The 15,228-nt window shown below is 57.8% G+C and carries 12 protein-coding genes; 5 read left to right on the top strand and 7 right to left on the bottom strand.

Annotated elements, in window-relative coordinates; all coding sequences use genetic code 11:
* Nucleotides 1-180 precede the first annotated feature (180 nt).
* Entirely contained in the window at nt 181-1,734 is a 1,554-nt protein-coding gene (locus tag BFV97_RS14525; protein ID WP_069301118.1) for an O-antigen ligase family protein, read from the top strand.
* Here BFV97_RS14525 and BFV97_RS14520 read toward each other — a convergent pair.
* Genes BFV97_RS14520 through BFV97_RS14505 form a run of 4 tightly spaced genes read right to left on the bottom strand, consistent with a single transcriptional unit; the run spans nt 1,676 to nt 6,897 of the window.
* On the bottom strand, nt 1,676-2,446 hold the full coding sequence (locus BFV97_RS14520) for an SDR family oxidoreductase (protein WP_069301117.1): 771 nt from the start codon (nt 2,444-2,446) through the stop codon (nt 1,676-1,678). The genes BFV97_RS14525 and BFV97_RS14520 overlap by 59 nt on opposite strands.
* Nucleotides 2,436-4,028, bottom strand: coding sequence for an FAD-dependent oxidoreductase (locus BFV97_RS14515; RefSeq protein WP_069301116.1), 1,593 nt, complete (start codon nt 4,026-4,028; stop codon nt 2,436-2,438). The genes BFV97_RS14520 and BFV97_RS14515 overlap by 11 nt, the downstream gene beginning before the upstream one ends.
* Nucleotides 4,025-6,013 (bottom strand): acyltransferase family protein, encoded by a 1,989-nt coding sequence (locus BFV97_RS14510; protein WP_069301115.1) that lies wholly within the window; start codon nt 6,011-6,013, stop codon nt 4,025-4,027. Before BFV97_RS14510 ends, BFV97_RS14515 begins: the two co-directional genes overlap by 4 nt.
* A 38-nt stretch (nt 6,014-6,051) precedes the next feature.
* The gene (locus BFV97_RS14505) at nt 6,052-6,897 is read right to left on the bottom strand and encodes a glycosyltransferase family 2 protein (protein WP_069301114.1); all 846 of its coding nucleotides are present in this window, start codon (nt 6,895-6,897) and stop codon (nt 6,052-6,054) included.
* A 217-nt stretch (nt 6,898-7,114) separates the two neighbouring features.
* Between BFV97_RS14505 and BFV97_RS14500 the strand changes: the two genes are divergently transcribed.
* The 4 genes from BFV97_RS14500 to BFV97_RS14485 all read left to right on the top strand — a co-directional run bounded on the left by BFV97_RS14500 (nt 7,115) and on the right by BFV97_RS14485 (nt 11,957).
* Entirely contained in the window at nt 7,115-7,897 is a 783-nt protein-coding gene (locus BFV97_RS14500; protein ID WP_069301113.1) for a WecB/TagA/CpsF family glycosyltransferase, read from the top strand.
* Between the two features lie 95 nt (nt 7,898-7,992).
* A complete protein-coding gene (locus tag BFV97_RS14495) occupies nt 7,993-8,988 on the top strand; it encodes a hypothetical protein (protein ID WP_069301112.1) in 996 nt (331 codons plus the stop codon).
* 11 nt (nt 8,989-8,999) lie between these two features.
* On the top strand, nt 9,000-10,145 hold the full coding sequence (locus BFV97_RS14490; RefSeq protein WP_069301111.1) for a hypothetical protein: 1,146 nt from the start codon (nt 9,000-9,002) through the stop codon (nt 10,143-10,145).
* A gap of 48 nt (nt 10,146-10,193) precedes the next feature.
* Nucleotides 10,194-11,957 (top strand): glycosyltransferase, encoded by a 1,764-nt coding sequence (locus BFV97_RS14485; protein WP_069301110.1) that lies wholly within the window; start codon nt 10,194-10,196, stop codon nt 11,955-11,957.
* A gap of 64 nt (nt 11,958-12,021) precedes the next feature.
* Here BFV97_RS14485 and BFV97_RS14480 read toward each other — a convergent pair whose 3' ends face one another.
* Genes BFV97_RS14480 through BFV97_RS14470 form a run of 3 tightly spaced genes read right to left on the bottom strand, consistent with a single transcriptional unit; the run spans nt 12,022 to nt 15,165 of the window.
* Nucleotides 12,022-12,996, bottom strand: coding sequence for a hypothetical protein (locus tag BFV97_RS14480; RefSeq protein ID WP_069301109.1), 975 nt, complete (start codon nt 12,994-12,996; stop codon nt 12,022-12,024).
* A complete protein-coding gene (locus tag BFV97_RS14475) occupies nt 12,993-14,006 on the bottom strand; it encodes a glycosyltransferase (protein WP_069301108.1) in 1,014 nt (337 codons plus the stop codon). Before BFV97_RS14475 ends, BFV97_RS14480 begins: the two co-directional genes overlap by 4 nt.
* Nucleotides 14,007-14,010: 4 nt before the next feature.
* The gene (locus BFV97_RS14470) at nt 14,011-15,165 is read right to left on the bottom strand and encodes a UDP-galactopyranose/dTDP-fucopyranose mutase family protein (RefSeq protein ID WP_069301139.1); all 1,155 of its coding nucleotides are present in this window, start codon (nt 15,163-15,165) and stop codon (nt 14,011-14,013) included.
* Nucleotides 15,166-15,228: the final 63 nt, after the last annotated feature.

The following is a 15,228-nucleotide window of genomic DNA, read 5'->3' as shown; positions in this document are numbered from 1 at the left end:
AGCTTGTAGCACATAGGTCAGAGCCCGGCACGTCAGGAACCCCGACAGACAAGCCACATGTGCCTCTCCGTTTCAAAAGCAGTGCTGGATCACAAGTCATGGTTTGTGGCATGCAGGGTATCTATTGGTTAAGATATCAACAACAGTATGACGTAATAGAGGTCTACCCGACATAAGCTGATGCCCAATCTGTTCGCATACATTGTTTTGTTCAGCTATCCGCTGGTTGTGATCATCCTGTTCCGGCGATTACCCCTGCCACAAGCACTAGTATGGTCAATTATGGGCGGCTATCTGTTTCTGCCCGAACGCACCGAAATAGACCTTCCCCTTTTGCCCGCTTTGGACAAAGTGCTTATTCCCAGTCTGATGGCGGCAATAATGTGCTGGTTGACCCCGCCCCCCTTGCAGCCGCGCCGCGTGCCGCCCGTCGCTGCGGGAACATCGCCCCCGGCAAGGCGGCCCCGCCCCAGGGAAAAAGAGAAGAAACCCTTTCGGCACAACTGGATTGCGAACCTGTGCCTGCTGATGCTCTTTATCACCCCGATCGGGATTTCGATGACAAACAACGATATGGTTGTCGCCGGACCGCGGGTGATCCCGGGTATCCGGACCTATGACATCTTTTCGATGATGTTGAATACCGCCGTGATGCTGCTGCCGTTTCTGCTGGCGCGGCGGCATCTGGCCACGCAGGAGGCGCATGTTCAATTGCTGCGCGCCTTTGTCGCCGCCGGACTGGTCTATTCACTGCTGATCCTGATCGAGATCCGTCTCAGCCCGCAATTGCATCGCTGGCTTTACGGCTTTCACGCCCATCTGTTTGGCCAGCAGGTGCGGGACGGAGGATACCGCCCGATGGTGTTTATCCAGCACGGGCTGCGGGTCGGATTGTTCATACTGCTGTCGGTTCTGGCCGCCTTCACGCTTTACCGGGAACGGATTGCCAGCAGGTCTGCTGCAGGCAAACTGCGGGGCGCACGTGACACAGCCGCCGCCCCGCCACAACGTGCAGCGCTTACGTTTTATGCGTTCCTGTGGCTCTTCTTCATCCTTTTTATGTCCAAAACCCTTGGCGCCTTTATGATTGCGTCACTGTTCCTGCCGATCATGTTCCTGACCAAAGCGCGGCACTGGCGTATCCTGTCGGTGGTCTTTGCACTGGCTGTACTGGTCTATCCGATGATGCGCTCGGCGGGACTGGCCCCGGTGGACCGTATGTATGAATTCGCCCAGTCGATCAGTGCCGATCGCGCAAAGTCGTTCAAATTCCGGCTCGACAACGAAGATATCCTGCTGGAGCGCGCTTCGGAAAAACCTCTGTTGGGTTGGGGTGGATGGGGCCGCAGCCGCGTATACGACCCTGTCAGCGGCAAGGATCTGTCCGTCACCGATGGCACTTGGGTGATCGTTTTTGGCAATGCAGGGTGGGCGGGCTATCTGGCGCAATTCGGGCTGCTGACCCTGCCGGCCTTTTTGTACATGACAAGCAGGGGAGCGCTGGCAAATTCTTTCGTCACCCAAGGACTTTGCGTAATCCTTGTGGTCAATCTGATTGATCTGATCCCCAACTCCGGACTGACGCCCGTCACCTGGATGGTGACGGGGGCCCTTTTGGGGCGATACGAACGACGGCCGCGCGGAGATCCGGCCAAACCAACCCCGCGCAGAAGACCTAGCCGAGATGAATTTGCCGCTCCCGCCCCAATATCCGGTTCACGATCCGCCGTTTGATCCCGGCGGGGGGTTGAACCGAGCGATCCCCCGCAAATGTCATTCCGGATATTTCACGGTCATGCATCAACGCCAGTTTGCCCCCCCAGCGGGCGACATCGGCAGGGTCCAGTCCCTCCGGAATGCCCATCGCTGTGTTTAATCGTCCGGGGATCCATTCATTAATAATGATGTCAGGAAACCGGTCGCCCAGATCGGCCAGCAGCGCCTTGGTATAAATCCGGCAGGCCCCTTTGGATACCGAATAGGCTGCTGCCGTCGGGGCCGGTCTGTTGCCTGCATAGGTCGTGACATTCACGATCCGGCCCACGCCGGTTTCCACCATATCGGCAAGCGCTTGGGCCGTGCAGGCGACCATGCCGCCCAGATTGACCTGCACCGTGTGCATGAAGCTGTCGACCGTTTCCTCAAGGAGATCACGGCGCGGATAGAGCGCCGCATTGTTGATCAATACGCTTACGGCACCCATTTCGCTGCGGATTTTTGCAAATGCTTCCGTAACCGCCAGCGGATCGCCCACATCCACAGCAACCGGCAAGAACAATCCCTCGGGCGCGTCTTTTGCCATTTCCTGCAAAGGGGCGTTTGAGCGGGCCAGTCCTGCAACGCGCACGCCCCGCCCCATCAAGTCCTGACACAGCGCCCGCCCAAGGCCCGCGCTGGCCCCGGTGACGACAACAACACCGTTTGCCAAGGTTTGACTATAATCCATCTGGGGTCTCCGATCTGGCGCGTGCGGCGATGATATCACCGACACGCAGGGAATTGGCGGCAATGGTCAGGCTGGGGTTCACTCCGAGAGAGGTCGGAAAGAACGACGAATCCGTCACATAGAGATTATTCAAATCATGGGTCCTGCAACTGGCATCCAGAACGGAGGTTGCCGGATCATGTCCGAACCGCAAGGTGCCGCAGGGATGGCCGAAATTCAACTGGGGGGCCATCCCCGTCATCAGCCGCCGGTGCCCGGAAAACGCCTTTCTGATCCGGCGCCGGTAGGTGCGCCATCGCGCCATCATCTCATCAGAGATGGTATATTGAAACGTCGGCACATCGGGGTCATTTTTGTTCAGAACCACCCGGTTATCAGGGTATGGCAGATCTTCCATAATGGCGGAAAAAATCTTGGCGTCTCCCAACATCCGCGCTGCAATCAGAGCCGGAATATTGGTCAGCGGATAGCGCAATTTCGGGATATGGCGCAGTACCGAGCGGTCGTAAAGCCCGCACAGGAATGTGGCTATATTGCCAAAGGAAGCCTCTAGCCCGACCGATTGGATGACCCCGAATCTTTCGCCCTTGTGACTGTATAGGTCCCGCAGGGAAATCGCCTTGGACGCCCCTTTGAAGCGATGTTTGCGCTGGGGCCAAAGCACGAACAGCTCATTCAGGTGAAACATCAGCCCGCGCCCCACCCAATCCGAAGAATTGGCGCAGCCGGCGGGGTCTGGTCCCTGCGACCGCAACAGCAACCGGGGCGAGCCGTACCCCCCTGCGGCCAGCACGTAAAAACGCGCCTTCAAGGTCGCGTCCTGTCCGTCTTGGGTCAGCCTGACCCCTGTCACGGCCCTTTCGTCATAGTCCAGCGCGGTGGCATCACAATCGGTCAGCAACATGGCATGGCCCGTGGCCAGAGCCGGTTCGATCCCGGCAGAGCGCCCGTCCATCTTGCAACGGCGCGGGCATTTATGCCCGATGCACATCATGCAGCCGTCAACCTGACGGATCGACAGCGGCAAGCGGTAGGGGTGCAACCCGCTCTCCGCCATCCTGTCCATCATCCGCTGCTCCTCGGCACCAATCGGCAGCGGCGTTTTCAGCGGGAACGCAGCCTCGGTCGAAAGCGGGTCGTTTTCACCAGCGATATGCAGAATGTCTTCGGCCTGCGCATAATAGGGCGCAAAATCGTCGTAGCCGACGGGCCAGCCCCCTGTGGGATGGGGCATGGCCGGTGTATCTTCCAGATCGTGGCGTTCGGGGCGCTCCAACGCGCCTGCATAAAACACCGAGGATCCTCCCACACCGCACCCAAGGGCGGCAAAACTGCGGCTGGTACGTCCGTTCAGCGTGGACTCTATCTGTGTGGGCCAGAAACTGCGCACACGCCGCGCCACCGGATCCAGCATCTTCTGGTTCAGCCCCTGCTGTTCTTGAGGATAATCCTGAGGACCTTTTTCAACAATCAGGACGGACAGCCCCTGTTCAGCCAGCCGGCGCGCGGTAATCCCGCCCCCCATACCCGCACCGATGACGATCACATCCCAGGTGCGGGCCTGTGCCTGTTGCAGGTTCATGGTACACCTCCGGCAGCATCAAACACTGGGGCAAAAATCCCGCGCAGGCGTTTGGCAGTAGTATTAATCACGTGGTTGTTGTCCAGATATTCCGCACGACCATTCCACATGGCCGAACAACCGGTGTCATCACAAAAGAACGGCCAGGGGTCGATTATCTCGGCCTGCCCTGTCAGGGCGGCGAGCATCCGGTCGGCCTCGGCGTTGCGCAGTTCAAGATCTGCCAGCGGGGTCACGGAAAGCCTTGCCACATCCTCCTGATCCATACGGCCATGGGCCAGAGCCCGCGCGACCACACGGGAATCATAGTCGAATATTTCCGGAGCCTGACGCAACACAAAGACCTTGCGCCCCTGCGCCGTCAGGGTGGCGATACTGTCCTGCATCGCCTGGCGGACCAGCGCATCCTGCGGGGCTTCGTGCCCATCGGTGGCGCTAATCTTGATCGTGTTTTGCACATCGCGCCCGACACCGACCCCTTGGGTATAATAGGTCCAGCGACCGATCAGCAGTACCGTATCAAAGGCGCCTGTGTTCAGGGCTGCTTCGATTTGCCGGTTTGTCTCACCGCACGCCGTATTTTGCACCGGAGTCGAAGTGTTCTCGGACTTCTCCAATCCGAAAGCCGGCACGCAACCCGCCCGCCAGATGATGAGTGCAGGCACATTGTGTTCAAAAGCCGCCTGCTCCAACCCTTCCTTGAAGGCGCGTACATGACTGTCCCCCCAGATCAACAGACGCGGTTCACCTTCAGGGCCTATGGGGCAGACCTCAATCCCGGCAAAACCACCCTCTGCCGGTACACTACAGCGGCGCCAGTCCTGCCGGAATCCGCGCGTGGCTTCGATATGGGTGCGCACCTGCGGATCAAACCGCGCAGGCAGTCCGTCCCTGACAAACAACAGCGCCCCTGCCGCAACCGCCCCCGCCGTGGCAACACCAGCTGTGGTGAACAACCACGCGGGGGAAATTCTGGCACGGCGGGTAGGCCCTTCGATGAACCGCCAGCTCAGGTAAGCCACGCCAACAGACAAAGCGATTTTCGCCAGACGCACAGGGAGCGAGCCCGCCTCGCCCCAATAATAGGTAGACAGCGTCACGATCGGCCAGTGCCAGAGATAAAGCGAATAGGAGATCAACCCGATGAAGACCAACACCCGACTGGAGAGCCCCTGATTGATCAGATTGGTGTTCTTTCCATTGGCGATGATCAGCACGGCCCCCAGCACCGGCACGGCGGCTTTCCAGCCCGGAAAGCTGGGGTCCGGAACGAGCAGCGTCACCCCCGCCCCCATTAGCGCAACGCCCCCCCAAGACAGGGCGGGGTGCAGATCCCATGTCAGGCCCCGCTGTGCGCCCGCGACAGCCAGCAAGACACCTGCCAGCATCTCCCATGCGCGAAACGGGAACAAATAGAATGTCGCAGTCTGGGACTGGGGGGTCACGGCAATACAGGCTATAAACGAGACCAGCCCGACAAGACCCAACACAACCGGAAGGGAGGATCGCACAGCTTTGAGCAAAAGCAGGGTCAAAGGCAGGAAGATATAGAACTGTTCCTCCACCGACAGAGACCATGTGTGCAACAGGATTTTTTCCTTGGCCGCCGTGTCGAAATAGCCTGCTTCGGAAAAGAAATAGACGTTGGACAGATATACCGAGGAGCTGATGATCTCTTTGCCAAGGGCGCGGAAATCAAACGGCAGCATGATCAGCCAGCCAATCACAAGGCAGGTCAGGATCACCGCAAAGTAAACCGGAGCCAGCCGCCGGATCCGGCGCAGATAGAAATGCCCCAGCCGCACCCGTCCGGTGTCTGACAACTCCCCCCAGAGGATACCGCCAATCAAAAAGCCCGATATGACGAAAAAGATATCTACCCCGACAAAACCACCCGAAAATCCGGGAATATCGAAGTGAAAGAACAAGACCGGCAAGATGGCGAGCGCGCGCAGTCCATCGATCTCTCTACGGTATTGATGCAATCAAATGATCCTTGAATATGTTCTTTCCAAATACGATGCTATCGCCCACGGGTCCAGCCCGCAGGCGCAGGGCGTGCGCGTACGTTCAGCGCCACGCCCACATAAACAGCAAAACTGACCGGATATCGCAACGCCAGCGACACAAGTTCCTTCCGTCCCAAACCCGCCTTGGCTTCATTGGCGGCCAGATGGGGATAGAGATCATAAATTTCACGCACTCCGGCATCCTGACGGCGGCGCACCTTGACCAGCCCGAACCAGCCTTCGATCATGGGCCAGTGATAGGCCGCTGGCACCTCAATCCGCTGATCTGGCGGAAAATTCAGCCGCACAAAGGTATCATCCGAGATAACCTCGGGGAAGTCCCCCCAAAGGGCACGGCCCGCACCATTCACTGCAAACAGCCCCGCCCCCACAGCGCCGCCTTTGACAAATGGCAGTTGCTGCCAGAATTTGGCATAGGCCCGCGTGATCCAGCTACGGGCCGGTGTCACAACCAGCGTGCCGGTGGCATAAAGCGGACGCTCTGATGTCAAGGCAGCCCGAAGCTGGCCGATCAGGGCAGGGTCACAGATCACATCGGCATCCAGATAGACGCGCATTGCGCCAAGGGCCGCCCCGTCCCCTGCATTCAGCGCACCCACCTTGCCAGGCCGGTCCAGATGCAGACAGGTCAACCGCCACCCCCGTGCGGTGAAGTCGGGCACATAACCTGCCACGATGTCTTTGGTACGATCCGTGCAGGCATTTGCAGCAACGATGACATCCAGCGCACCGGCCTGCGCATCCTGCGCCAGCACAGCATCCAGACAGGGGCCAATATAGTCCTCTTCATTGTTCGCCGCGATGATGATGCTCAACTGGGTATTCACTGCCACTGTCATACTCAAACCTCTTGCTCCATCTTGCCGGTCTTGCCTGTTTCTGTCTAACTTGACGACACTTCGGGCAGAGCGTGCTTCGCTGTGCCCTATTCTTAGCACAATGAAGCAACATACAAAGCGTTCTGGTTACAGACCTGTTCAAAGGAAATTTTAGCCTCCTGCGAAGGCAATATCGGAAGTTATTTACAAGATAATTTACAAGGTTAGGCGGAAGATCATGGCGGATATTTATTGGGGGCAAAACGCGCCGGCAGGCAAAGTGCGTATCACGCACCCGAACCGCGACGCCCTCCTTGGGGAAATTTCGGATCGTCTGGCAAAGAGACAGGGTTTTGCACTTGCCACGCTGAATTTGGACCATTGTGTCAAATTGCGCCAAAATCCGGACTTCAAGGCGGCCTACCTTCACCACAGCCATGTGGTCGCTGATGGCAATCCGATCGTCTGGTTATCGCGTCTGGCGGGGCGACCGGTGGATCTCGTACCCGGGTCCGAACTGATCACCCCTCTGGCGGATCTCGCAGCAAAGCACGGTGTTCCGGTGGCGCTGTTCGGCTCAACTCCGGACACATTATCTGCCACAGCCACAGCGCTGGAAGCAGCCCATCCCGGTCTTGAGATCGTGGCGCAGATTGCTCCTCCTTTCGGGTTTGACCCGACAGGCGAGGATGCGGGCGAACTGATCGCCAAATTGGGAGCCAGCGGTGCAGGCTTGTGTTTTCTGGCCCTTGGCGCGCCCAAGCAGGAGATTTTGGCAGTCCGTGGCGCAGAGGCCCTGCCCGCCTGCGGTTTTGTGTCGATTGGCGCCGGTCTGGATTTCATCGCCGGAACGCAACACCGCGCACCCCGTATCGTGCAACGGCTGGCGCTGGAATGGCTTTGGCGACTGGCAGGAAACCCTGGGCGGCTGGCACGACGCTATGGTGCCTGTTTTGCGATCCTGCCGGAGTTGGCCTGGACCGCCCGTAAGGATCGCCCCCCCCAGCAGAACCGCGCTTAACGGCTCTTTTCCTTGCCAAATCCGCAGAAATAGGGTTTTGCCCGCCGAGCAACTTGACTAAACACATCAGCGACACTCAGAGGGTACTGTATTTCATGCGCAGATTGTATTTACATATTGGCAACCATCGCACGGCCACCAGTTCAATCCAGTCCTTTATGGCAAAGAATGCCAAAGCCCTGCGTCAGAAAGGCGTGCTCTACCCCTATAACACCCCGCGTCATCTGAAGCTGATGAACAATTTGTTCGACGGCACCAAAACCCCGCAGGAGGTGGCAAAGGATCTGGACTTCCGCGCCGAGAGCAAAAACATGGACATCCATTCCATCCTGCTCAGCGACGAAGATATCTCCTGTCGGCGCGATCTTTCGGTACTGGCAAAGTTCCGCGAATTTTTCGATGTCAAAGTGATCTTCTGCCTGCGCCGTCAGGATCTGTGGCTGGAAAGCTGGTATTTCCAGAATGTGAAATGGCAATGGCGCCCGGCCCTGTGCCATCTGACGGTGAATGAATTCTTTGATCGCCGCAACCAGTTCCCGTGGATGGACTACAAGGCCCATATCACCCATCTAGAAAAGCTGTTCGGCCGCGAGAATGTACTGTTGAATGTGTTCGAGCGGGACCAGATGCCCGAAGGACCGGTTCACAGTTTTGCACAGCTTATGGGGCTGGAACTGGATGACAGCTTCACCACACCGCCCAAACGCAATGCCAGCCTGACACCGCTGGTCAGTGAGATGATGCGCTGCCTGCCGCTGGACGAAGCCCCCACCGATTACCGCGTGGTGTTTGATCGCGCCTGTGGCAAGGTGGACAAGATCATCCGCGAAACACAGCCTGAAGCCGCCGGCTCCCTGATCCTGAGCCATGAGCAGCGCCGCAGGGTGCTGGAGGAACATGCAGCGGGCAACGCATGGGTGGCGGAACGCTATTTCGGGCGCAAGGAGCTGTTTCAGGATCCGGTTCCCGACGAGAGCGCAAAAGTTTCAGAGTTAAAACTGCCTGCGGACAGTTACGAAACCATGGAAACCCTTGTGGCCCCTTTGGTGCGCGCCTTGATAGATGCGCATAAAGCCAAGTCCAAACAGTAGGATAGAACGTAATGGTCAAGCAGCTTGTCATTCATCTGGGGGACCGTAAAACCGGCAGCACCGCCATTCAAGATGCGCTGGTCGCAGGGGCGATCCAAAGCCCTGAGAGCAGTATTTTCTACCCCACCGGCAACAATCACATTCCGCTGGCCAAGACCCTGTCCATGAAAGCGCTGGCAAGCCAGCGCGACCAGCGGTTTGGCAAGCTTGCCAAACGGATTGCCCGTTCGGATGCGGATATTGCCGTGATCTCGGCAGAGCATTTTGAATCCGTCGATCCGCTGGCCCTGCGGGATGCTCTGGAGAGGTTTTTCCCTGATCTTCGGGGGAGGACCCGCTTGCTCGCCTATGTGCGTCCCCATGCGGACCGGCTGGTCTCCAATTTTGCCGAGTCCGTCAAGCTCGGGCATTTTGACGGAGATCTGGACGCCTATCATGCCATGCGGCTGACCCGTAAACCGCTGCAATATACCGAGCGTTTCACCCGATGGCGCGAGACTTTCGGGGATGCCTTTACCCTACGCCCCTTCGTGCGCAAGACCCTTACCGGCGGGGATATTGTCGAGGATTTCGCCCAGTTCCTTTTCGGGGATACCCCCCATCAGGTCGAAAGCGGTGCGCCAAGCAATCCCTCCATGTCAATCCAAGACCTTGCCATGGTCCGGCATTTGCAAAACCGGCTCGGCTCGGCCCCGAATATGAGAAAATTCAAAATCAGTCTGGGCAAGACCCTTGGCACCTTGCTGTCCGAAGCACCGGAACAGCCTGTGGATCATACCAAACCAGCCTTGCACGCCGGTCTGGTGGAGGCAGTAGAGACGGCCTATCGTGAGGACGCCCAAGCGCTGGACAGCGCCTTTTTCGCCCCCGCAACCCCGATGGAAGACGCCCTGATGGCCGCCCGCAGCAAGGCTGTAGCGGCGCCCCAGTCCGTTGACGCCAAAGACCATCTTTCGCAACAAGCCCTCCGCATGGTCGAGGTCTGGGCCGGCCTGCTGACCAGCCGCGCAGCTTCGGATGGCGCCGCCCTGCGGGAAATCCTCAAGGACGGGCCCCGCGCGGCCAGCCAAAAGACCAAAGAGGGGGCCAAGAACAAAACCCCTGAAAAAAATTCTGTCGAGGACTTTAACGAGGACGACCTTCTTGATCTTTTCTAAAGCCTTTTTTCCGATTTAGCGCGAGGCCTGCGCACAGAGGATATACTTATGATTACATTACAGAATATTGTTTTTCCCGATCCCGATATCTGTACCGAGATCGACCTTTATGTGCGTTTAAACAATCTGGTGGGGCTGGACCGCCCGAACGGGACGCTGCAGTTCAGTGCTGGCGGGGTGGCGGATTTCGGCACGTATTTTAACGCGCTCTCCATTGGCAAATGGCATAAGGCCTGTGCGCTGGACAATCTCTGGCTGGAGCTGACAGGCAGCGGCACGCTGGAGCTGGAAGTCTACCACGCCCTGCCTGACCAGTCCTGGAACATCCAGCAATGCGAAATCGTCACATTGGGCGGCACGCCTTCGCTGGTGGACATCAGCCGCTACAGCGACACCTCGGAAAAAGGGATGATCTATTTCCGCCTGAAAGCGCTGAGCGATGCACGGATTACAGAGGCCCGTTTCACTACGGAACGCACCCTGACCACCCTGCCGCGACTGGCTGTGTCGATCACCACTTTCAAACGGGAAACCGCTGTCCAGAACACGGTGAAACGCTTGGAAAGCTACCTTGAAGACCATGAATATAAAGAGAATATTCATATTTTTGTGGTAGATAACGGCAAAAGTGCAGACGTATCTGAGAGCCCGCAGACCAGTTATTATCCCAATGACAATCTTGGCGGGGCCGGTGGTTTTGCGCGGGGGTTGCAGACAGCAATCAAGCGGGACTTCACCCATGTGCTGTTTACCGATGACGATGCTGCCTTCCCGATGGAAAGCCTGCACCGCAGCTTTGTGTTTCTGGCCCTTGCCACAGACAGCCGCACCGCCATTGCAGGGGCGATGATCAACAACACCCATAAATGGGCCATGTGGGAAAACGGCGCGTGGTTCGATCAGAGCTGCCACCCGCTCTACAGTCACCTTGACCTGCGCGACCTTGGCGCATTGGCCCATATGGAATTTGCCTCCGAACGGGATCACCACCCCACACTTTACGGCGGCTGGTGGTTCTTTGCCTTTCCGGTGCAACACGCAAAATACCACCCCTACCCGTTCTTTGTGCGCGGCGATGATGTCAGTTTTTCCATTGCCAATGATTTCAACATCACCCTGTTGAACGGGGTTGTGTCCTTTCAGGACGGGTTCATCGAAAAAGAGAACCCGCTGACGTGGTATCTGGATCTGCGCAGCCATATGGCCCATCACCTGTCACTGGAAAGTATGGAGATCGGCAGCACCGGTGTTGGCAAGATCGGTCTGAAGTTTCTGCTCAGGAATATTATTAAATTCCAGTATGATACCATGGAAACCTGTCTTCTGGCTTGGGAAGATGTGATGCGCGGTCCCCAGTTTTTTCTGGACAATAAAGACATGGCCGAACGGCGCGGGCGGATCAAATCCATGGTCGGAAACGAAGTCTGGCGCCCTGTAGATGCCAGCACGCTGGACAATGTAGCCGATCCCCATCGCCATATTCCCCGCTGGAAGCTGATGCTTTATAAATTCAGCCTGAACGGACATCTGCTGCCCATGCTCGGGGCTGGCACCGTGGTGGTTGCGCCTCAGGATCGTGGCAGCCTGCATATCTGTTGGGGCGCGCGCAGGATCACCTATCTGAACACCGACAGGACCAAAGCCTATACCACGCGCCGCTCTGCCGGGCGGGGGATCGGCTTGATGTGGCGGGGCGTAAAACTGTTCTGGAAACTGCGCAACACCTATCCCGAACTGGTGAAAGACTACCGCGAGAGCTATCCAAGGATCGCCGCTGCCAGTTATTGGGACGAGGTTTATAAGGACAGTTGAACAAGGGGCGCTGACCCCTTGTTTCTTCGGCTAAATAACAGGCTGTCGAAATCCGGCGCGGCGTCTACAACCGGCCGAGCCACGCGCCCATCAGCCCGGCAATCCGTGCGGCATCCGGGCTTGGGGCGGCAAGGGTATCGCCAGCCCCTTTCAAAGCGTTGAGCGCATCGCCCATCGGGGTGCCGTCAAAGAACATCTGGTCGAGTGCCGCTGCATCCTGTTTACAGCCGGCGATCACCTGCTCTGCCAGCGCTTCGGGCAGTTGCAGCCGCTGGCCATCAGGGTTTGGATGCTCTGCCATCTGCTCCCCCAGAGCCGCACCGAGATAGCCCGCCTGCGCCGGTGACACCCCTGCCCCGTCCAGTTGCTGGTGAATATCGCGCAACATGGCGATGTCTTGTGAACAGAGAGACGGGTTCGAATCCGGCTGCCATGACAGGGAGAAATCCTCGCTTTGCAGGGCATAGCGCAGAAAGTCCTGCACGACACAGTTCTGATACAGCCCCTCGCGGATCATCGGGCGCAGGGTGAAGGCCGCGCCAAAAACATCGCGCCATTCAGACAGCCGCGGAAAGGCATCAAACCGCCCCAGCGCCATGCCTTCGCTGAAATAGGACTCAAGACTCCCCACGCTCTGGCCCCGTTTGACCTGCTCGCTATACCCCGACAGCACCCGCGCGCCGTGGGGTCGCACATAGGCAATCAGGCGGACGGAGTCTGCATAATCGGGCAGATAAGCCTCAAGCGCCAGTTTCAGGGTCTTGGGGGCGACATCCTCAAAGCCTTCGCTGGAGACCACCGCCACATCTGCCTCTGATGCGTGACGGGTCAGCCGCTGGCCGAGATTGGCAAAACGCTGCTGGATCATGTCGGCATTCGCCCCTGTAGCCAGCGCCTTGGCGAGCGGCCCGTTATGCCCGTTGGCGGTATAATACAGGGACCGGCTGTCGCTGTTCCACAAGCCATCGGTCAGGGTCTTCTGGATCGAGGTGCTGCCGGTTTTCCGGTCCCCGAGATGGAATACGAGTTCACAGGTCATGGCGCGGGCCTATCCTTTGTTTTTAATGCTTCTACAAGGGCCAGAACCTCTGTGTGGCTGACCTCTCTGCGGTTGGCAAAACCGTCTTTAATTGCGCGGCGTAACAGATTGAGAAATATATGTTTATCTTCGCCGTAATGCTTTGCATTGCGGAACCATTTCGCGATGAACACAGGGGCGACGAACCAGAAATAGATTCCTGCTGCCGCGCGGTAATTGATCAACCCGTTGCGGTAGTTGTAATAGATCTTCCAATAGGGCCGGTAGACCTTTTTTTCGATGAAGGTGGAGCATTCATGCTCAAAGCGCAGATCGGGCGCAAAGCCGATTTTGAAATTCGCCTGCCGTGCCCGCAGGCTGTAGCCCACATCGTCGCCGTAGATGAACATCTTGCCATCAGGCAGACCGATCTTCTGGATCACCGCACGGGACACAAACATCCCCACGAAAGAGGCCGCATCCACCGGCAGCACATCCGCGCCGGTATAGGCGGTATCGGGAATATGAAACCCCTGCCGCCCCTGCCCCCGCAGGGTGCCCCAGATGGTGCCAAGGGCTTCGCGCGCATGCCAGAAGGGATTGCGCGAGGGGCGGTTCATCTCACAAATGCTGCCATCGGGGTAATAGACCGCCGCCGCCAATACGTCCCAGCCATGATGGGCCGCATCGACAAAGCGGATAAAGGCACCGGGATCGGGGCGGGCGTCATCGTCCATGACCACCACCCAATCGGGGTCGAATTGCTCCATCGCCACATGCATGCCCAGCTCGAACCCCCCTGCCCCGCCAAGGTTGTCCTTGGGAAACACCGGATAAATCCGCGCATCGGTCTGGTCGTGCAGCCACTCCCGCGTGCCATCCGTCGATCCGTTGTCCACCACCACGATGGCTTCGCAGGGTTCATCCAGCAGACGGGCGATGGTTTTTTGCAGCGCGGCAGAACGGTTGAAGGTGGCCACAACCGCCACCAGCCGCTGGTCCAGCAGGATATGCTGCCCGTCCGCTACCATTGTCTTACAGGGGCGCCTTGACGAAGGCGGGCATCGGGTTGGTGTCTGTTGCATTCAGGAAGACATCCGCCGTGTCCAGCGCCTCGCGGATGGTGACATCCATATCGAGATAGCGGTAGGTGCCAAGCCGGCCCACAAAGGTGACTTTCTGTTCTGCTCCGGCCCGCTTTACATAGTCCTGCAGCATGTCTTTTTCATCCATCAGGCGGATCGGATAATAGGGAATGTCCTCGGCCCCGCATTCGCGGCTGAATTCCTTGTAGCAGACCGATCCTTCATGTGTTTCCCAAGGGGAGAAATGCTTGTGCTCGGTGATGCGGGTATAAGGCACGTCCACCTCACCGTAGTTCATTACCGCACAGCCCTGATAATCCCCATCATAGGTAAAGCGTTCAAAATCCAGCGTCCGGTAGCCAAGCCGCCCGAGATCGTAATCGTAATAGCCGTCCAACTGCCCCGAGTAGAACACATGATCGTATTCTGCCGTCTGGCTGCGATCAAAACGGGTGGAAAGATGCACAGTGATATTCTCGTGTTCCAGAATACCCGCCACCATATCGGTATAGCCGTTCTCCGGCATGCCCTGATATTTGTGGAAGAAGTAGTTGTCGTCATAGTTGAACCGCACCGGCAGGCGTTTGAGGATGCTTGCGGGCAGTTCCGTAGGATGACAGCCCCATTGCTTCATGGTGTAGCCCTTGAAGAAGGCTTCATAAAGATCCTTGCCCACAAAGCGCATGGCCTGCTCTTCAAAGGTTTGGGGATCTTCGATGCTGGTATCGGCCTGTTCTTCGGTGATGAAGGCATGGGCCTCGTCTGGGCGCATGGTCTTGTTGAAGAACTGGTTAATCGTATGCAGGTTGACCGGCAGGGAAAACACCTGCCCGCCGCTGGTGGTTTTCACGCGGTTCTTATAGGGCATGAAGGTCTGAAAGCGGTTCACATAGTCCCAAACCTCGGTATCGTCGGTGTGAAAAATATGCGGCCCGTAGACATGCACCATAACGCCGCTGTCTGCGTCCCGTTCCGTATGGCAGTTCCCTGCAATATGATCGCGGGCATCCACGATGGTCACTTTATGCCCCGCCTCGGCCAGTTTACGCCCGATCACGGCACCGGACAGACCGGCCCCCACCATCAAAAGATTTTTCTGCGCCATATTCAATTCATCCACCCCGTTCTTCAAATTCACACACCCCGCCAAGCTGCGGGTAAAAGCTCC

The organism is Neptunicoccus sediminis (genome assembly GCF_001719615.1).
GTDB classification, from domain to species: domain Bacteria; phylum Pseudomonadota; class Alphaproteobacteria; order Rhodobacterales; family Rhodobacteraceae; genus Amylibacter; species Amylibacter sediminis.
Note: the sequence above shows the minus strand (reverse complement) of the source record. Positions and strands in the feature narration are given on the sequence as shown.